The 19,243-nt window shown below is 59.2% G+C and carries 15 protein-coding genes and 1 pseudogene; all 16 read right to left on the bottom strand.

The window, feature by feature from the left end:
- Position 1 precedes the first annotated feature (1 nt).
- The 16 genes and pseudogenes from frr to ABHT90_RS00350 all read right to left on the bottom strand — a co-directional run bounded on the left by frr (position 2) and on the right by ABHT90_RS00350 (position 19,199).
- Entirely contained in the window at positions 2-538 is a 537-nt protein-coding gene (gene frr / locus ABHT90_RS00425) for a ribosome recycling factor (protein ID WP_006236112.1), read from the bottom strand.
- Positions 539-540: 2 nt separating this feature from the next.
- The gene (gene pyrH / locus ABHT90_RS00420; protein ID WP_040359955.1) at positions 541-1,263 is read right to left on the bottom strand and encodes a UMP kinase; all 723 of its coding nucleotides are present in this window, start codon (positions 1,261-1,263) and stop codon (positions 541-543) included.
- Between the two features lie 118 nt (positions 1,264-1,381).
- Complete coding sequence (gene tsf, locus ABHT90_RS00415; RefSeq protein WP_022094736.1) at positions 1,382-2,251, bottom strand: translation elongation factor Ts; 870 nt, start codon at positions 2,249-2,251, stop codon at positions 1,382-1,384.
- Positions 2,252-2,296: 45 nt separating this feature from the next.
- Positions 2,297-3,025 (bottom strand): 30S ribosomal protein S2, encoded by a 729-nt coding sequence (rpsB, locus tag ABHT90_RS00410; RefSeq protein ID WP_006236109.1) that lies wholly within the window; start codon positions 3,023-3,025, stop codon positions 2,297-2,299.
- A 216-nt stretch (positions 3,026-3,241) separates the two neighbouring features.
- Complete coding sequence (locus ABHT90_RS00405; protein ID WP_346981379.1) at positions 3,242-4,150, bottom strand: tyrosine recombinase; 909 nt, start codon at positions 4,148-4,150, stop codon at positions 3,242-3,244.
- Between the two features lie 8 nt (positions 4,151-4,158).
- Positions 4,159-5,496 (bottom strand): methylenetetrahydrofolate--tRNA-(uracil(54)-C(5))-methyltransferase (FADH(2)-oxidizing) TrmFO, encoded by a 1,338-nt coding sequence (trmFO, locus tag ABHT90_RS00400; protein ID WP_346981249.1) that lies wholly within the window; start codon positions 5,494-5,496, stop codon positions 4,159-4,161.
- Positions 5,497-5,510: 14 nt separating this feature from the next.
- On the bottom strand, positions 5,511-6,446 hold the full coding sequence (locus tag ABHT90_RS00395; protein ID WP_346981248.1) for a DNA-processing protein DprA: 936 nt from the start codon (positions 6,444-6,446) through the stop codon (positions 5,511-5,513).
- On the bottom strand, positions 6,443-7,966 hold the full coding sequence (locus ABHT90_RS00390) for a YifB family Mg chelatase-like AAA ATPase (protein ID WP_346981247.1): 1,524 nt from the start codon (positions 7,964-7,966) through the stop codon (positions 6,443-6,445). The genes ABHT90_RS00395 and ABHT90_RS00390 overlap by 4 nt, the downstream gene beginning before the upstream one ends.
- On the bottom strand, positions 7,966-8,451 hold the full coding sequence (locus ABHT90_RS00385) for a YraN family protein (protein ID WP_346981246.1): 486 nt from the start codon (positions 8,449-8,451) through the stop codon (positions 7,966-7,968). Before ABHT90_RS00385 ends, ABHT90_RS00390 begins: the two co-directional genes overlap by 1 nt.
- A 189-nt stretch (positions 8,452-8,640) precedes the next feature.
- On the bottom strand, positions 8,641-9,429 hold the full coding sequence (gene rnhB / locus ABHT90_RS00380) for a ribonuclease HII (RefSeq protein ID WP_117583230.1): 789 nt from the start codon (positions 9,427-9,429) through the stop codon (positions 8,641-8,643).
- Positions 9,430-9,522: 93 nt separating this feature from the next.
- Positions 9,523-9,864 carry a 50S ribosomal protein L19 gene (rplS, locus tag ABHT90_RS00375; protein WP_117583231.1) on the bottom strand — a complete coding sequence of 114 codons (342 nt, stop codon included), beginning with the start codon at positions 9,862-9,864 and terminating at the stop codon, positions 9,523-9,525.
- A 148-nt stretch (positions 9,865-10,012) separates the two neighbouring features.
- Positions 10,013-12,772, bottom strand: a complete 2,760-nt coding sequence (locus ABHT90_RS00370; RefSeq protein WP_346981245.1) for a hypothetical protein — start codon at positions 12,770-12,772, stop codon at positions 10,013-10,015.
- A gap of 162 nt (positions 12,773-12,934) precedes the next feature.
- A complete protein-coding gene (gene ppdK, locus ABHT90_RS00365; protein WP_346981244.1) occupies positions 12,935-15,685 on the bottom strand; it encodes a pyruvate, phosphate dikinase in 2,751 nt (916 codons plus the stop codon).
- Positions 15,686-16,431: 746 nt separating this feature from the next.
- Positions 16,432-17,013: pseudogene (locus ABHT90_RS00360) on the bottom strand (ATP-binding cassette domain-containing protein); the annotation flags it as partial.
- 104 nt (positions 17,014-17,117) lie between these two features.
- Positions 17,118-18,722 (bottom strand): ATP-binding cassette domain-containing protein, encoded by a 1,605-nt coding sequence (locus ABHT90_RS00355; RefSeq protein WP_346981243.1) that lies wholly within the window; start codon positions 18,720-18,722, stop codon positions 17,118-17,120.
- Between the two features lie 96 nt (positions 18,723-18,818).
- Positions 18,819-19,199 (bottom strand): hypothetical protein, encoded by a 381-nt coding sequence (locus tag ABHT90_RS00350; protein WP_346981242.1) that lies wholly within the window; start codon positions 19,197-19,199, stop codon positions 18,819-18,821.
- Between the last annotated feature and the right edge of the window lie 44 nt (positions 19,200-19,243).

The raw sequence follows: 19,243 nt of genomic DNA, 5'->3' as shown, positions 1-19,243 counted from the left end.
CTTAGATCTCCATGACCTCGGCTTCTTTTTCCTTCAGAAGCTCCTCGACCTTGGCGACATACTCATCGGTGTGCTTCTGGACCTTGGCCTGCTCGCGACGGACATCGTCCTCGGTGAGCTCCTCATCGCGCTCAAGCTTGTTGTTGAAGTCGCGACGGATGTTACGGATAGACACCTTGGCCTGCTCGGCGTACTCGCGGCACTCCTTGACGAGCTCGCGACGGCGCTCCTCGGTGGGAGCCGGGAACGGCAGACGAACGACGGTGCCATCGGAGTTGGGGGTAATACCCAGATCGGAAGCGCCGATGGCCTTGACGATAGCGTTGATGAGTGCCTTGTCCCACGGCTCGATGAGCAGCATGTGGGCCTCGGGGGTCTTGACGGCGGCAACCTGCGTGACCGGCGTGGGAACACCGTAATAATCGACGGTGATGTCGGACAGAATGTTGGCATTGGCGCGGCCGGTACGGACCTTGGAGAAGTTATGCTTGAGGGACTCGAGCGACTTGTCCATATGGGCGGTGATGTTCTCTGCCATGCTTAATCCTCCTGATAGACGAGCGTGCCGACGGGCTCACCCGCGAGCGCGCGCTTGACGGTGTCCTCGCCATCGATGTTGAGGACCAAAATCGGCATACGGTTATCCTGGCACAGTGCCGTAGCGGTGGAATCCATAACCTGCAGACCGCGGACGAGAACCTCGTGATAGGTAATCTTGTCAAAACGGACGGCATCAGCGCACTTGACGGGATCCTTATCGTAGATGCCGTCAACCTTGGTGGCTTTAATCAGAATCTCGGCGCCGATCTCGCACGCACGAAGAGCCGCGGCGGTGTCGGTCGTAAAGTACGGATTGCCCGAACCGGCGGCAAAAATAACGACGTTGCCCTTGGAAAGGTGGTTGATGGCGCGACGGCGAATATAGGGCTCGCAGATCTCGTTCATCTGGATAGCGCTCATCACGCGGCAGGGAACATCGTTATGCTCGAAGGCATCCTGCAGGGCGAGCGCGTTCATAACGGTTGCCAGCATGCCCATGTAGTCGGCCTGAGCACGCTCCATGCCACCGGCAGCGCCTGCCATGCCGCGGAAAATATTGCCGCCGCCGACAACGACGCCGACCTCATGGCCAACGGCGAGCAGCTCCTTGACCTGCTTAGCAAGATGGTCGGTAACCTTGGGGTCGATGCCATATTGGCCGTCGCCCATCAGCGCTTCGCCGGAAAGCTTAAGAAGCACGCGTTTATATCGGATGTCGGACAAAGCGATCCTCCTTTAGATTGAACTCTCAACATTCTATCAAAGGCTCTAAGAAGAGCCATGAAAAAGCAGGCTGTGAGTAAAACCCACAGCCTGCTCATTACCAGCTACAAGAGCTTATTTACTCGCCACGGACCAGACGGTCAAAGGCAACGACGGTAATGGTGTCGCCGAGCTCCTTGGAGACCTGCTCAGCGTACTTCTTGATGGTGAGGGAGCTGTCCTTGATGAACTCCTGCTCGGTGAGCACGGACTGCTTGTAGAACTTCTCCAGACGGCCGACAGCCATCTTCTCCTGGATAGCCTCGGGCTTACCGGACTCGGCAGCCTGAGCCATGTAGATCTGCTTCTCGTGCTCGACGGTCTCGGCCGGAACCTGATCGCGGGTAGCGCAGATCGGGGCGACGGCGGCAACCTGAAGGGCAACGTCGTGAGCGAAGGTCTTGAAGGATTCAGCCTGAGCGGTCTCAGCCTTCTCGAAGGCGAACTCGACGAGGACGCCGATCTTACCACCCATGTGGATGTAAGAAGCGAGCGCGCCGTTCTCAGCCTTGCGGGCAGCGAAGCGGGAGATCTTCATGTTCTCGCCCATGATGTGAATCATCTCGGTGAGCTCGGAGGAAACGGTCTCCTCGCCCATCGGCTTCTCGAGCAGAGCGTCGACGTCAGCAGGCTCGGTGGTAGCGACAACCTCAGCGACCTTGGAAGCAAAGCCGGTGAACTTGGCGTTAGAGCCGACGAAGTCGGTCTCGCAGGAGAGCTCGAGCAGAGCGCCGGTCTTGCCATCCTCGGAGACGAACGCGGCGACAGCGCCCTCGTTGGTCTCACGGCCAGCCTTCTTGGCAGCCTTGGCGAGGCCGTTCTTGCGCAGAACGTCGACAGCGGCGTCCATGTCGCCGTCAGCCTCGACGAGAGCCTTCTTGCACTCCATCATCGGGGAGTCGGTCATCTCGCGGAGCTGCTTGACCATAGCGGCGGTAATCTGGGCCATTGTGGTTCCTTTCAAAGAGATGAAAAAGAATTAACTAAGACTGATTTACTCGGCCTTGGGCTCAGCGGCCATCTCGGCCTCGGAGACCTGCTCCTTGCCGGAGCCAGCGAGGCAGGCGTCAGCCATGAGCTCGCACATAAGGGTGACAGCGGAGATAGCGTCATCGTTGCAGGGGATGCCGTACTCGACCTCGTCGGGATCGGAGTTGGTGTCGATCAGAGCGACGACGGGGATGTTCAGGCGCTGGGCCTCCTTGATAGCGTTCTCCTCGCGCTTGGTGTCGATAACGAAGAGAGCCTGGGGCAGACCCTTCATGTCGCGGGCGCCACCGAGGTTGGTCTGGAGCTTGGTGAGCTCCTTGCCCAGAACAGCCTGCTCCTTCTTGGGGAGCACTGCCATGCGGCCATCCTCGACCATGGCCTCGAGCTCCTCCATGCGGTTGATGCGGGAGCGGATGGTGACGAAGTTGGTCAGCATACCGCCGAGCCAGCGCTGGTTGATGTAAGGCATGTTGGCGCGCTCAGCGGCGTTCTTGACGGCCTCCTGAGCCTGCTTCTTGGTGCCGACGAACAGCACGTTGCCACCCTTGGCGACGTTCTTGACGAAGGTGTAGGCCTGGTCGGCGTCGAGGATGGTCTGCTTGAGGTCGAGGATGTAGATGCCGTTGCGCTCACCGAAGATGAACGGCTTCATCTTGGGGTTCCAGCGACGGGTCTGGTGACCGAAGTGGCAGCCGGCCTCGAGCAGGGTGCGGATATTAATCTTGGTAGCCATGTTAAACCTCCTGTGGTTTGCCTCCGCGCGGGGTCATCCTCCAAAACCAACCCGGACATGTGCTACCAAAGCCCGGGCACCACGGTATGAAGTAGCCGCGCGTGCGTGATAAAAACCTGTTGCCGTGAAGCAACCCGATGAATGATAGCAGGATTACCTCTTCCTGCCAACCCGCAATCAAAACCACACACCTAAGCGCAACGCGAGCCGCCCAGCCTACTCGCCCCGGGGATGGGCCTGGGTCACGGCGCGCTTAAGCCGATCGGGCGTAAGATGCGTGTAGATCTGCGTCGTGGACAGGCTCGCATGCCCCAGCAGCTCTTGAACCGAACGCAGATCCGCGCCGCCCTCAAGTAGATCGGTCGCAAACGTATGACGCATCGCATGAGGCGCGATGTCGGCCGGAATGCCGGCGCACGTCGCCAGCATATGGAACTGTCGCCTGAGCATAGCGGCACTCATGCGATTACCGCGCGCAGAAATAAACAGCGGATGCAGACCGGCTGCGGCGTCGCGGTGCTTTGCCTGGGCGAGCAGCACCGGTCTCCCCTCCTCGACATAGGTGCGCGTCGCCTCAAGTGCGCGACGATACAGAGGAACGATGCGCTCCTTGCTCCCCTTGCCCCAAAGGCGAACCACGCGCTCCGACCAAGCGATAGATTCCACGTTAAGCGCGGCAAGCTCCGAGATGCGGGCACCCGAGGCATAGAGCAGCTCGAGCATCGCCGCATCGCGCAGTCCCACGGGCGTCGAAGTATCAGGCGTCTTGAGCAGCGCCTCGACCTGTTGGGTCGTCAGCACACCGGGCAGGTCGCGCGGCAGCTTGGGCGACGCGATCGCCGAGACCGCATCGCCCTCGACAATCCCCTCGGCAGCCATCCAACGATAGAGCGACCGAATAGCCGACAAATGCGCGGCAATGGTGCGAGGCGCCACCTGCTCGCGCGAAAACTCGGCCAAATACGCGCGGACGGTACGCACATCGGCCGTACGCGCATCGACACCCGTACGCTCGCACCAGGCAGCAAAGCGCTCCAACCGCGATCCATAGGCAGTCACCGTATTGGGAGAGAGCCCCTCGACACGTGCGATGTAGGCGATAAACGAGTCGACGGTATCGTACAGGTCAAAGGCTATGACCGGTCGCCCCCAAACAAGTCGGAACGCGTGGCCAAGTAGGCATCGAGGGCCTCGAGCGCGCGATCCGCATAAGCCTGGTAGCGGTCGCGTTTACTGCGGCGCTTGCCGTCCTCGAGCGGCGGCACCAGGCCAAAATTGACATGCATGGGCTGGTAGCCCACGGTTGCCGGATCGGTCGCATAGCCCACGAGCGCACCCAGGGCGCCCACTCGCGGTAACTCAACAGGCTCCGCCTCGATTGCCTCGGCATAGGTATTGAGTGCAGCGAGCAGACCGGTCGCCACGGCCTCCATATAGCCTTCGGTGCCGGTGATCTGACCGGCAAGGCGCACGTTCGTACCAGGCACGGCAAAGGTGCCGTCAAGAACGTGCGGCGCATCGACAAAGGTATTGCGGTGCATGACGCCATAACGGAAGAACTCGGCATTCTCCAGACCGGGAACCATGTGGAAGACACGCTTCTGCTCGCCAAAAGTCAGATTTGTCTGGAAGCCCACCAGGTTATAGGCGGTCTTTTCCTTGTTCTCGGCGCGCAGCTGAATCGCCGCCCAAGGGCGACGTCCGGTACGCGGGTCGGTGAGGCCGACGGGCTTCATGGCGCCAAAGCGGATGGCATCCTTGCCAGTACGGGCGACTTCCTCGGCAGGCTGACAGGCCTGGAACAGGTCACCACCCTCAAAGTCCTTGAGCACCACGCGATCGGCGGTGGTGAGTGCCTCAATAAAGGCCTCGTACTCCTCCTTGTTGAGCGGAGCATTGAGATAGTCGCCGCTCCCCTGCTCCTCATAGCGCGACTGCGAAAACAGCACGTCCATATCGAGCGTGGAGGCATCGACGATTGGCGCGGCAGCGTCAAAGAACGCCAAGGCGTCGCCACCGACGAGCTTCATGACCTCTTCGCTCAATGCCGGAGAACACAGCGGGCCCGCGGCAATGACCACGTGGCCCTCGGGAATCTGCGTGACCTCGCCGTGCACGACCTCGATATTGGGTCGAGCGGCAACCTCGGCCTCGACAAGCTCGGAAAACTTGACGCGGTCGACCGCCAGGGCACCGCCAGCGGGAACGGCCGCACGATGGGCACAATCGAGCAGCACCGAGCCCATGCGCTCGAGCTCGGCCTTAAGCAGGCCAGCAGCGGAATCCGGACGGGTCGACTTAAACGAATTTGAGCAGACGAGCTCGGCCAAGTGATCGGTATGGTGGGCCGGAGAGCTCACCTGGGGGCGCATCTCGCACAGCTTTACGGCAAACCCGCGATCTGCCAGTCGGATCGCACATTCCGAACCCGCCAGACCGCCACCGATAACCGTCACCTGATCGAACTGCATCTGCAAACACCTTTCTAATTGACACGCTTTCCATTGTGACCGAAGGGCGTCTGGGCGTGAAGCGCAAACTTTGAGGGCGCATACCTTCCATCCATCATGCGCTCGATAAGACCCTCGAGCTCGAGCGAGCCCAAGAGTTTGAGCACGCCGACAGCATCAAGCGGGACGAGTGCGGCAATGTCGTCGACCTTGAGCGGCGAGGCGATGAGCGCGTGCATCACGGCCTGCTGCGTGGGGTCCAGATCGGCGATGCCAGATGCATCGGGACGCGAGTAGCGCAGCGTGCCGTAGATGCGCGAGATGGCCATCTCGATTGATTCCTCGTCGATGATGCAGCAGGCTCCGTTAGCGATGAGATAGTTGGTCCCGCGCGACTCGGGCGAAAGAATGGAGCCCGGCACCGCAAGGAGCTCTCGTCCCAGGTCCATAGCGGCCTCCGCCGTGGAGAACGTACCCGAGGGCATGCCCGCCTCAGAAATAAAGAGCGCCTGCGACAAGGCAGCGATTACGCGATTACGCCGCGGAAAGGCGAACTTACGCGGTCCCATACCCCACGGCGAAATAGAAACGACCGCGCCGCCCGTATCGATTGTGCGTGTGATGAGGCCGGCACTCGACCGCGGATAGACAACATCGGCGCCGGTCCCCAGTACCACGATGTGTTTGCCCCCGGCGTTGACCGCAGCCCAACCCGACGCCTGGTCGCAGCCGACCGCACCGCCCGAGACCACCGTCACTCCCGCCTCGACCGCCACCTTGGCCGCAAGTTCTGCCACGGCAAGACCGTACGGCGATGCCTTGCGTGCACCGATGATGGATAGCGCAGGCGTCGAAAGCACCTCGGCGTTACCGCGCACATAGAGCGTCTGGGGTACATCCGGGAGCTCCAAAACGGTCTCGGGAAACAACGCATCACCTGGATGCAGCTCAAAGGTCCCCTCGGCCATCATTGGTCCCTCCTTCCTTGGTACATCGCCGCCTCGAGCACGTGATCCTGCGATACCCGTTCGCTTTCGGCAACATCGGCGATCGTGCGTGCGATGCGTACCAGGCGCACGATGCCGCGCCCCGTGAGATGTGTGCGCTTCGACAGGCCGAGCACGCATTTCTCGGCAGCCTCATCAAGCCCAAAGGTCGAAACGACGCCGTCAATGGACTGCGACTCATCTTCCTCGGCCTCGGTGTCCGCATCGTCCATACGGGATTCACGCCAGGCGCGAAAGGCGCGCCCACGCACGACGTAATCGCGCAGCTCGGCCGATGACATACCCTCCGCGCCCTCAATGATCACCTGGGGATCGGGGCGGGTCACGTCGATCATCATGTCGATACGATCGGCCAAAGGACCGCGCAACTTGCCCCGATAGCGCTCGACCATCGCCGCGGAACAGCGACACGGCACTTCACGATCACCCAAAAACCCGCAGGGGCAGGGATTGCTCGCAGCCAGCAGCTGAAAGCGCGACGGGAACGTAAAGGCCCCGTCAACGCGAACGATCCTTACGTAACCGCGTTCGATGGGCTGACGCAGCGTCTGCAGCACGCCGGTGGGAAACTCGGCGAGCTCGTCCAAAAAGAGCACGCCGCCATGAGCAAGGCTAATTTCGCCCGGATGCACCGGACGCCCGCCGCCGATGAGTCCCGCGGTCGAAATGCTGTGATGCGGACTGCGGAAGGGGCGATGCCCCGCAAGCAGTCCATCGATATTCTCGCCCAAGACCGAATGGATACACAGCGCCTCCTGCTGATCCTCGAGAGAAAGCTCGGGCAGGATGCCGGTCATACGGCGCGCGAGCATCGTCTTGCCCGAACCGGGCGAGCCGATCATGAGCAATCCGAGCTCGCCGGCGGCCGCAAGCACCATGCCACGTTTGGCGACCTCCTGCCCCAGAACGTCGGCATAATCGAGCTCGGGCTCAAAAGTCGTCTCGAGCACTTCAGAATCCAGGTAATGCCGTGCGGCATCCCCCATGCCATGGGCAAGCTGAGATAGGTGATCGATAAACCCGCAGTCAACGCCCGCAAGCGGGACATGCTGATCGGACCTGCCGGCGATAAAGGAAAGCCCCATATCGCGCGCCAACAGCTGAAACGCAACCTCGCCCTTGACGGGCAACACCGTGCCGTCCAGACCAAGCTCACCTGCAATAAGGCAGCGATCGAGGTTGTCACGGGGAATCTGCCCATCGGCCGCCAGAACCGCGATGGCAATCGGCAGGTCAAAACCGCTGCCAGTTTTGCGGATATCGCCAGGTGCCAGGTTGACGGTAATGCCAGACCGAGGGATCTCGAAGCCGGCCGAGCGCATGGCGCACCGGATACGCCCGCGCGACTCCATCACCTCCATACTCGGGATGCCGAGCATCTGAATGCCCGGAACGCCGCCAGCAAGCGAGACCTCGACCGTGACGTGAATTGCCTCAACGCCGCGGATGCAGGCCGCATGCACGGCAAACGTCTCGAACGCCATCACGACACCTGCCAATCGAACGCATTGTACTGGTGCTCGATCTCGGCGACATGCCCGCCGCGGATGGTGACGCCCACGGCATCGAAGCGAATCGACCTGAGCGGATAGTGCTCCATGAGATAGCAACTTGCGATACGGCGATACCGACGCTGCTTTTGGGCGTCCACGGCCTCCTCGGGAAAGACCCGCGTGGTGCAATCCAGGGCGACGCGTCTCGTCTTGACCTCGGCCATCACAACGACATCGTCGAGCTCATCGAGCAGCACCAGATCGGCTTCACCCTCAATGCAACGATAGCCCTGCTCCAACAAGGTGTATCCACGCTCGTTAAAGTAATCGATGGTGATCAGCTCGCCCAGCATGCCGAGCTCGCGGGGACTGAGCCCCTTGATAAACTCGGGCGTAATCGCCCCGCAGTCGAGCTCGCCGTCTTCCCAGCGCTCCTTGAGTTGCTGCGTCTTGCTCTTTTTGCTTGCGGCACACATGGGGTCTCCTTTCCCGCACACTGCATTGCCCCGATGATGAGGGCACCTTTCATGCGGGTAAGTACCGGAAGCAAACCAATAGCTGACCAAATGCCGACAAAAAACGGACCGTACGCAACACTCACGTTGCACACGGCCCGCTACCAGCAGGTTTATAAAACGCCAGAGGTCCCTGTCTCCACAATTGACCTAGAAAAGACGCTCAGTCTGCAGAAAGTTTCCGCAAAAGCTCACACGATGCAGCGGACAAAGTCCATGTTTGCGAATGGCCTCGATGTGCTCGGGGCTTGCGTAGCCCTTCGACTCGGCCAAATGATACTCGGGATACTCGGCGTCGTACTCGACCATCATCTCGTCACGCGTGACCTTGGCCATGATGGACGCCGCGGCGATACAGGCGATTTTGGCATCGCCCTTCACCACGTCGCGCTCGTTGGGAACGGCGCCCAAGGGGTTACCGTCCATAAGCACGCAATCGGGCTCGAGCCCCGTATCGGCCACGGCGCCCGCGACGGCAGCGCGGATGGCGCGGGCCATGCCCATATCATCGATATCCGCAGGCGCAATATGGCAAAAACCAATCGCCGTCGCGACCTCGGCAATCTTCACCGAGAGCAGCTCGCGGCGCGCCGGCGTGAGCTTTTTGGAATCATTGATGCCCCAGACGCGCGGTTCCATGGGAAGGCACACGGCGCACACCGTCAAAGGACCGGCCACCGAGCCGCGACCCACCTCGTCGACACCAACGACCACGCCATCCCCACCGAGCTCGTGCATCAGCTCGTACATGCCGTTGACGCGCTCGCGCTCGGCAAGTTCCTTGGCATGGCGCTTAAGAGCGCGCTCGCAAGCCTTGATCACTTGCTGGCGCGGATCCTCACGATAATGCTCCACGAGGGCGGGGATCTCCTCAAACGTGGCGCTCGCCAGCTCGCCGGCAACCTGCGATGCCGAAACCGAACTCGTCATGTTGGCCATATCGGGGCCTCCTTGCATGCAAATCAGATAAAAAGAAGGGCCACCCGAAGGTGACCCTTTTGTCCAAACGAGTGGACAGACGCTGCGATCTTCTTAGCGCTTCTCGGGGATGCGAGCAGCCTTGCCCACCTTGTCGCGGAGGTAGTACAGCTTGGCGCGACGGACGCGACCATGACGGACGACCTCGAGCTTGGCGATCTTGGGGCTGTGAAGCGGGAAGGTACGCTCAACACCGACACCGAAGGAAATCTTGCGGACGGTGAAGGTCTCACGGGCACCGGCGCCGGCCATGCGGATGACGTCACCCTGGAAAACCTGGATGCGCTCGCGGTCGCCTTCCTTAATGCGGTAGTGGACCTTGACGTTGTCGGCAACGCGGACCTGCGGGATGTCCTCGCGGATCTGCTGACGCTCGATTGCGCGGATGTAATCCATGTGCAATTCCTTACTCTTCTAGAGGTGCCGTACCACCTTGGCCGGCACGTAGTTGAACAAACGTATTCGAGTATACACGCCACAACCTTGGCTGCAAGAACTATTTTGCCCGTGCGCAAAAAGACAAAAACACGCACTCTTTCTGCACTTATGCGCCGGCCGCAGCATCAGTCGTCGGCGTCGTCACGGTCGTTCCGGGCGCAATATAGCCGTATTCGAGCAACACCGAAAGCGCATGATGCTTCCAGGTGGCAAGCTCGTCGTCATTATAGTTGTCATGGACCCATTCACTCATCGCGTCCTCGGCGTCTTGGGGCACCAGGTCCTGGCTGTCCGCCATCAGGTACAGGATGCCTAAGATGTCGAAGTCCTGCTTGGTCATCTCTTCCTTGTTTGATGTGCTGATGAGGCCGTGATCGATGCCGTAGCGGCAGATATCGGTCAAAACGGTAACGAGGCCCGTAGGAATCGGCGAGGCATCCTTCGCGGCGGTGGGCGCGGTGTCGCCAGTCACTGCAGCGGCATCGTCGCTCGCCGGAGCAGACTCGGCCGCGTTCGCATCGGAAACGGCCTGCTCTCCCTGGGCAGGGGGCGTGCTATCCGTCGTTGCCGAAGAATCCCCCGAAGAAACGGACGTAACGCTCACCGGTGTCTCGACCACGGTCGTCATCGGGTCGACCGGTGCGGGCGCGGCGACGACCTCGGCCCAATCGGAATACACGCCATCAATAAAGGCGCGAACATGGAAGGTGCCCGGTTGCGAGATGGTCATCGTGCCGTCTGTCGCGACCGAAATGCCCTTGCTCTCGAGCTCCTGGGCCTCCCAGCTGCAGACTCTATCGACTTCCTTGCCCGTCGTGTCATAGACCGTAGCCGTCAGGCCTTCGATGCCGTTGAGATTTTCCTCGACGCCGACGACGGCCTGTGCCGAGCCCTCGAGTTTGATACTGCCGTTAAACGGCTCGGGCGCCACGTCGCTTACCTTATATTTGTAGGCCGCGGCGTCGATCTCGTCATTGGTCGAGACATGCCCGTTCACGTCCACATAGGTGTCCTCGGGGATAAAGTACTTTACGTAGGCGGTGCCGGCCTTTTTACCCACCACGACTTGCTCGTGGGTGACAGGGTCGGTCTGGATCTCGATGACGTCGGACTTGCACTCCTTGCCCTTCTTGTCCACCACGCGCCAGTCGCCCGACGACTTCACAAAGCCGTAGTAGTCAACATCGTCCTCGTCCCTTGCGCGCACGCGATAGGAAGAGATGGGGTCTTCCCCTCCCACCGTAAGCCTTCGGGTCTTATCGGTCTGCAGCGACACGAGAATCTTGGAGATGGGCTTAATGGGCTGCGGCGTGCCCAACTGCGTATCGACCGTCACCGACTCAAACGACAGATTGGAACCCGTAATGGACATGGGATAGGTCGCGGCCATGTCATTGAGCACGTTGCACGTGCGCGGGGCGCCACCGTTGCGCGAAGGCACCTCGCGATCGGCCAGGACCGAATTCCAATCGATGGCGCGCACCATGTGGTTGTTGGTGCGATGCGACCAGCTCGTGACGTTTCCGGCGGTGGTATCGTAGCCGTCGTCGCCACGATGGGCGATTGAGCGCAGGAACAGGTTCTGCACGCCGTCGTTCGACTGATCGCCAAAGGTGGTGTAGAACGAGCGCTGGTCATAACCGGCGGTATGGAACTCCTGCACGGCGGCGTTGTCGTCGTAGCACTCGCCGTTCATGTTAAAGATAATCACGTCGAACGTCACGCCCACCGGCTGGTCATAGTCCTCGGACAGCGTCGTGGTAGAACTCGTCTGCTTGCTATTGACCTGCGTGTGCGCCGGGATCGTCATATTGACGGTAACCGACTGATTGTCCGTCGTGGTGATCGACTGTTCCTCGGTCTTGCTCGCCTCCCACAACTGGGACATCGTGGTTTCGGCCGAAAACGAAGTCTCGATCTCCTCGCTCGCTGTTGCGGGCACGCCCAGCGACTCCTTGAGGCTCACCGATGCGCCCCACGAGCCGCCTTTGGAATACGATGCGGATTCAGAAGTGCTCGTGCCGACCGTCTCCTCGGTACCGCGGGCGAGCGTGATGCTCTGCGAGGCGTCCTCATAGCCGACGTTAAGTGCCGAGGTAACGAGCTCCTGCTCAGTCTTAGAATCGACAAAGGAATAGCCCGGCGCGTCCTCGGGCGCACAGTTAAGCTTGTTCACGCTGTTGAGCTGCTGAACTCTAAAGTTATAGAACGCGATGCCAAAGCCATTGAAATCGTACTGATAGGTGCCGCCGAGCTTGTCGACACAAGCAATGGTGGCATAGATGACGTCCTGCTCAGTCGTGTCTTTCGACAGTCCGTCGAGCGGCACGTTTTTACGGAAATCGGAGCCCTTCAGCTTGTGACCGATACAGCCGGCGATATCGTCGGTCAAGCGCTCGTAGACCGCATTGAGGCTTTTTGCAGATGTCAGACCACTCTGCTTCGATTTGTCGGCACCATCGGAATGCTCACCGTTGCCGCCCGAAAGCGCATCATAGAGATAGATGTAGTGACCCTTACCAAAATCCTTCTCAAAGCCCTTGCCGGCGTGGTCCCAGTACAAAAAGTCCTTGGAGTCGTCGCCTCCGCCATAGCCAAGGATGTTATAGGCAAGCGATGCCCAGTTGGGCAGCACCTTTTTGACGGCGGCCGTGTAGAACGAGACGTTGTCATACATCGAGGTACGGCCCTCGAGCTTGCCGTCATCGATATCTACAAACGTGCAGTCGCGATCGTTGACCGTAATGGTGAGCGGGTTGACCACGTCGCCATAGAGCTCGTCGCGCGAATCATCCTGGAGGGCAAAACCGGCTGTCAGCATCCCGCAAAGCGCCGTGACCGCAACGACCACCCAGCACAGGGCCATCTGTGCTCCCCGACGCGCTCGTTGCAAATACCTGGTGAGGTTTTTCATCGCAGTCCTCCCGTCAGTTGCCAATGTATTGAACCAACGTAAAACGCCGCCGCGTCCACAGGGGCGCGACGGCGCGAAGGGGGGCGTAAAAGGCGCAAATGGAACGCGACTCAGTTAAGCGGAACGCCTGGCCTCGAGCTTGGCCTGAGCGGCCGCCAGACGCGCGAGGGGCACGCGATAGGGCGAGCAGGACACGTAGTCCACGTCGGCCGCGTTAAACAGGGCCTTGATGGACTTGGGGTCGCCGCCGTGCTCACCGCACACGCCAAAGTGCATGCCGGGGTTGGTGGCACGACCCTTCTCGACGGCCATGCGCACGAGCTCCAGCACCGCCGAGTCGATAGTCTCGAAGGGGTTGTCCTTCAAGATCTTCTTGTGCATGTACAGCGGAATGAACTTGGCCTCGGCATCGTCGCGGGAGAAGCCGAAGGTCGTCTGGGTGAGATCGTTGGTGCCAAAGCAGAAGAAGTCGGCGTGATGGGCGATCTCGTCAGCGACCATGCAGGCGCGCGGCAGCTCGAGCATCGTGCCCACGGGAATGTTGAGCTCGACGCCCTCCTCGGCGGAAACCTCGGCGATCACGCGCTCGATGACCTCGCGGGTCTGGACATGCTCGGCCGTGATGGAAACGAGCGGAACCATGATCTCGGGGCGCGGGTCGACGCCTTCCTTGATAAGGCGAGCGGCAGCCGTTGCCACGGCACGGACCTGCATGAGCGGCAGGTCACCGAAGACGACTGACAGGCGCACACCGCGCAGGCCGAGCATGGGGTTCGACTCGACCATGCCGTCGATACGACGCAGGCGGGTGCGCAGGACGGCAAGCTCTTCCTCGCTGGCGCCAGCGGCTTCCTTCTTGGTGATGGCGACCTCGAGCTCGCGAGGATTATCCAGGAACTCATGAAGCGGCGGATCGAGCAGGCGAACGACCACATCGCGACCGGACATGGTCTTGAACATCGCCAAGAAGTCCTCAGTCTGAACCTTGAGCAGATCGGCCAGGGCCTGCTGCTTCACAGCCTCGTCGTCGGACAGGATGAAGCTCTGGATAATGTTCTTGCGATCGCCCAGGAACATGTGCTCGGTACGGCACAGACCGATGGCCTCGGCGCCAAACTCGAGCGCGAGCTCGGCATCCTCGGGGTTGTCGGCGTTGACGCGCACGTGGTTGGCGTGACCGTCGGTCTCGTCCAGACGGATATCGTCGGCCCAGGACAGGATGGTGTCCAGGTCGCCGGTGAGCTCAGCGGAGACCAAATCGACAGCGCCATCGACGACGATACCCCGGGTGCCGTCGATGGAGATGATGTCGCCCTCGTGCAGCACGCGATCGCTGTCCTCGATACGAACGACCTTCTCGGCAGCGTCGATATGGAAACGCTCGACACCGCAGACACAGGGAGTACCCATGCCACGGGCGATAACGGCGGCGTGGCTTGTCTTGCCACCATGGCTCGTCAAGATACCCTCGGCGGCGACCATACCCTTCAGGTCGTCGGGGTTGGTCTCCCAGCGGACTAGAATGACCTTATGGCCCTCGGCAGAACGCGCGACGGCATCATCGCTCGAGAACACGACCTCGCCCACGGCGGCACCGGGACTGGCGTTAAGGCCGCATGCGAGCGCCTCGTACTTCTTGGAGGAGTCGAACTGCGGGTGCAGGAGCTGGTCGAGCTGCGCGGGGTCGATGCGGCTCACGGCCTCCTCACAGGTGATGAGGCCCTCCTCGACCATCTCGATAGCGATGCGTAGAGCGGCGGTTGCGGTACGCTTGCCCACGCGGGTCTGGAGCATCCAGAGCTTACCCTGCTCGATGGTGAACTCGATATCGCACATATCGCGGTAATGGTCCTCGAGCGTCAGGAACACGCGCTCGAGCTCCTCACCTGCAGACTCGAGGCCCGGGGTGGCCTTGAGGTCGGCGATGGGCTCGGTGTTGCGGATGCCGGCGACGACGTCCTCGCCCTGGGCGTTGACCAGAAAGTCGCCGTAGAACTCCTTGGTGCCGTCGGCCGGGTTGCGCGTAAAGGCGACACCGGTCGCCGAGGTCTCGCCCTTATTGCCAAAGGCCATAGCCTGGACGTTGACGGCGGTGCCAAGGTCGTCGGAAATGCCGTGCTGCTTGCGGTAGATGCAGGCGCGCTCGTTCATCCAGCTGCCAAAGACGGCCTGAATGGCAAGGCGCAGCTGGAGCTCCGGATCGTGCGGAAAGACGGGCTTACCATCGGCGACCTCGAGCTCGGGGTACAGGGCGGCCTCGACGTTGGCGGAGAAGATGCCCTTGAAGGTCTCGACGAGCTCCTGCAGGTCCTCGGCCGAAAGCTCGGAATCGACGCGGACGCCGGCAACCAGGCGGGCCTGGGTCAGGGCGTTCTCGAACAGGTCGGCGTCGACGCCCATGACGACGTTGGAGAACATCTGGATAAAGCGGCGATAGCTGTCCCAAGCAAAGCGCGGGTTCTGCGTCTGGGCGATGAGGCCCAGGACGGAATCGTCGTTGAGGCCCAGATTGAGGACCGTGTCCATCATGCCGGGCATGGAGAACGGAGCGCCAGAGCGCACCGAGACGAGCAGCGGATCGTTGGCATCTCCGAGCTTCTTGCCGCAGCGGGCTTCGAGGTCGGCCTCGGCGGCAACGATCTCGTCAAGCGCGCCGGCAGGCCAAACATTGCCGGCACCGGAGTACTCAACGCAGGTCTGGCAGGTAATGGTAAAGCCACCGGGGACCGGCAGGCCGATACGGCTCATCTCGGCAAGGTTAGCGCCCTTGCCGCCAAGCACAAAGTTCATAGACTTGTCGCCCTCGGTGACACAAGTGCCCTGGGCGTCGGTTCCAAAACGGTAAACCCTCTTGCAATCGCTCACGATACTTCCCCTTCTATGTGTTCGCACACACGACCGTGGTAACGAATCGACCCGCCGGATGCGGACCGTGAGGGAACTATACGGCGGGTTTTGGGCGGGCTTGAGCAGAGGCTGCGCGGTTTGGTAAACGTGCTAAAACTGGCGGTAAACGGTAGGTAAAGGTGGTTACCTTATGAAGATACCAGTACAACGTAGTCGCAGGTCAAAAGCGGTATAAACTGCTAAAGCGCTTTAGCAAAAAGCTGTAATTATTGGAATGGAATCTCTTAAACTACGCAATAGCCAAGAAAGACAAAATCTATCAGAAGTATTTGTCCCAGGGATTTTGGTCAGAGTAGCTAATTTGGGACGGGGCTATTTTAGCCACCCCGGCAGATAGCGCGAATGCTTTGGCGGAGTAACGGCCGGGGTAGCTAAAAAAGCCCCATTACAGTTTGAGTCGTCCGAAAGGGCGGCTCCTTACTAGTTCTGGTAATACGATTGAGCCGTACCGATGGTCGCTGGCCGACCGCGACCGCGACGCGGCCTCCACCCGAGACCCCCATCTCGACACATAGCCCGTCATCCGACGAAAGCGCGCAGGTCGTCCTGTATAGGCGCATGGTGTCCCCCTCCGCCGCAAGAGGGAAACGAAAAAGCCCCTCTTTGCCACTACGGACAAAAGGGGCCTCCCAGGGGAAACGTGTTACAAAGCCTTCTTTGCAGGACGATGAAGATCAGAAACCCAACGTCGTACGCGTAGGGACTTACCCAACACCCACACCATTTCGATCTTCTGGGCCTTCAACGCCACGTCCCGATAAGCATCCGGGCATCGGAATGACCTCGTCGCAAGCCGCAAGCATCTCTTCGTCATGAGTGACAACAATTACAATATGGTCTCTCTTAACCTCATGAAGCAATTTAATTAGCGCGCTCCGGCTCTTCGCATCAAGCGCTGAAGTTGACTCAAGAAACAACATGACGTCCGGCGATTTCAACATCTGCCGCACAATTGCGATGTTCTGCTTCTCCCCGCCGGACACCCCTCCTTTCTTGCTGCCAAGCATCGCTGCCGCCCCGTTCTCCGCAGCGGCAATCATTTTGTCTAACCCCAATATGGCAAGCATCCGATTCAGTTTGTCGGCCTCGAAATCATCAGAAAGCAGCGTAAGATTATCGAGGATCGTCCCCCCAACAATAGGGGGCTCTTGCTCCGTAATGCCAACTCGGCACCGCCGCAATGCGTATCGGTCGATGCGACGCTGTGATACCCCGTTGTAGAGGACGGCCCCTTCCGTGTTATCTGGATATAGACCCAATATCACTGACAGCAGCGAGCTCTTCCCCGAGCCATTTCTTCTTGCTTACTGTTTTTCTTATATTGTAACGATTTTCGATAAGAGGAAAGATTACTCCATGACGCGCAAGCCCGAACTCTAAGCGTTTCCCATCAGCATTGCCCATTTTTCGGATCGAAATCCAAATCCAGCTTCCTATCGCATGCTGAAATCAAATCCTGATCATGGCTTACAACAAGAATTAGCTGATCGAAGGGATTTCGATGAATATACTCCGTGAACTCCCGACGGCTTTCTTCATCTAAATCGTTCGTTGGTTCATCGAACACAAGCACTTCCGGCTGCCTGCGAAGTGCTGCGAATATCCTTAGCTTTCGATACTCTCCACCAGAAAGGTCTCTACAATTCTTGCCTTTTAACGATTCGACGGTTCGATAGAAACTCGGCACAAGCTCTCGGAGGTTTTCGCTCGATCCCCGAATCGACGTCCTCTCAAGGTAATTCTCCACCGTTTCGTTCGGAATAAAGAGCTTTTGCGGGCACACCGCAAACAGGTCCCGTCGGATCGTCTCCATATCGAGCTCTTCATATGGCACCGACCCCAAAGCCCGATGTCCCCCAGCAGAATATAGTCCAAGGAGCACCTTCAGAAACGTGCTTTTTCCGCATCCGTTCGGCCCGGTAATGGCATAGGTTTTTCCTTCCTCCACCTCCACGGAGAGGTCGCGGTATAAGTAGGGCTTTCCCGCGTATCGGTACGCGATGTTGGACAACGATATGCTCTCCACGTGCCCAACCGTGAGGGTGCCGCGGTCCTCGGCGTCCTCCGTCAGAGCCCCCAATCGGTCGAACGAGGCCCTTGCGTCCTGATACGATTTGAAATAATTCAAAAAATACTTGAAGCATCCGAACGCCATCGAGTAATACGAGTTCACCATTGTGAACTCGCCTAAGCTCATTCTTCCGCTCAATATTTCCATCCCGGAGATCACGAGCAGTGCCCCCCGAAACACAGACGAGATCAGGCCGTCGCTTGATGTGGCCAGATTCGAGACCCTACTTGCTTTCATGTAAATCGGGTAGTACCCCTCGAATACCCCTTTGAGCGTCCGAGCGCTCTGGTTATATGCGCCATCGCACTTAATGTCAAACAACTGCGACAGCTCGCCGCTCACGGACGCGAAAAGCTTACTCAAACCCTCCTTGTTCGCAAGCGAACTGTTGTACAACGGCTTTTTCAACGCCCTGAATAAAATGAAGTACGCAACAAGCGAACATGCACTTAACACCAGGAACACCGGATTAATCGAAAACAGGATGATGCATATCAACACAACCAGAACGATGTTAAGCCCGATCGTCAGGAAGTTGTTCACGACAAACGATGACACCGCATTCGAATCCGCATACACCCTCTGCGTTGTATAGGATGGATCCGCCTGCTCCCCCTTTTCCAGGGGCCCCCGTTCAAACGACTCACACGTGGTCCCCATCAGTCTCGTCGTCATCTCCAAGATGACGCGCGATACGTTCACACCCATCGCATACGACATGAAGGAGGCCGATATCCCTATGCCCGCAACAAAGGCCGCAAACCACACGACGCGAGATGGATCCCTATTCGTCACGAGAAAGTCTACAAACCCACCGTTTAAGGCGGGCATGACGCACGAGAGAGCAAAATTCACCAGCATGAGAATCACGAAAAGCCGTGACCCTTTACACCGAAACAACTCGTGAACCGCCTTCTTAAACATGCCAGCTCCCATCAAGCGGCCTTTTATCCAAAACTGAATTTGCTCGCCGCTTAATCGCTCCCATATATCCCTTGTTGTTAATCCTTGCTCAAGACATTATCTCGGGTTGCAGTGCCCAGGATTCCATTTCACCTTTATATACATACGAATAAGCCCCCTATTTGCATAGGCAAGCGCGGCGATTATAACAGCAGCCACCATCAGACCGAGAATAGCCCTTTTGTCCGGAAAAAGGGACGAGAGAAAAAGGCATATTGCGGAGAAAACTATAGACGCCCCCACCACTCGGTTTGCGCCTAGAGACTCGGCCGTCCGCTTTGCCTCCTCTAAACGCTCTCCCGATAGCAATGACATTCCGGCAAGCAATCCCGTGAGCTTGCCTCGATATATCATTATTCCGAACAACAGCAGCAGGCATGACCCCACCATTGAAACCACAACGTCCGACATCGCCATCACTCCAGTCCACTCCTTCAATACCAGCCCTATCGACAACCATCAAAACTTTTTTAACCTAATAT

It is taken from the genome of Collinsella aerofaciens (assembly GCF_039758815.1).
GTDB lineage: Bacteria > Actinomycetota > Coriobacteriia > Coriobacteriales > Coriobacteriaceae > Collinsella > Collinsella aerofaciens_BP.
This window is presented reverse-complemented; position numbering and strand designations above follow the sequence as displayed.

Excerpts from the sequence above, each read along its gene's own strand:
- ABHT90_RS00395 (WP_346981248.1), bottom strand. The coding sequence starts at position 6,446 with ATGATGGCCGAGGGGACCTTTGAGCTGCATCCAGGTGATGCGTTGTTT.
- ABHT90_RS00390 (WP_346981247.1), bottom strand. The coding sequence starts at position 7,966 with ATGGCGTTCGAGACGTTTGCCGTGCATGCGGCCTGCATCCGCGGCGTT.
- rpsB (WP_006236109.1), bottom strand. The coding sequence starts at position 3,025 with ATGGCTACCAAGATTAATATCCGCACCCTGCTCGAGGCCGGCTGCCAC.
- frr (WP_006236112.1), bottom strand. The coding sequence starts at position 538 with ATGGCAGAGAACATCACCGCCCATATGGACAAGTCGCTCGAGTCCCTC.
- rnhB (WP_117583230.1), bottom strand. The coding sequence starts at position 9,429 with ATGGCCAACATGACGAGTTCGGTTTCGGCATCGCAGGTTGCCGGCGAG.
- tsf (WP_022094736.1), bottom strand. The coding sequence starts at position 2,251 with ATGGCCCAGATTACCGCCGCTATGGTCAAGCAGCTCCGCGAGATGACC.
- ABHT90_RS00355 (WP_346981243.1), bottom strand. The coding sequence starts at position 18,722 with ATGTTTAAGAAGGCGGTTCACGAGTTGTTTCGGTGTAAAGGGTCACGG.
- trmFO (WP_346981249.1), bottom strand. The coding sequence starts at position 5,496 with ATGCAGTTCGATCAGGTGACGGTTATCGGTGGCGGTCTGGCGGGTTCG.
- ABHT90_RS00370 (WP_346981245.1), bottom strand. The coding sequence starts at position 12,772 with ATGGCCCTGTGCTGGGTGGTCGTTGCGGTCACGGCGCTTTGCGGGATG.
- ABHT90_RS00385 (WP_346981246.1), bottom strand. The coding sequence starts at position 8,451 with ATGTGTGCCGCAAGCAAAAAGAGCAAGACGCAGCAACTCAAGGAGCGC.
- rplS (WP_117583231.1), bottom strand. The coding sequence starts at position 9,864 with ATGGATTACATCCGCGCAATCGAGCGTCAGCAGATCCGCGAGGACATC.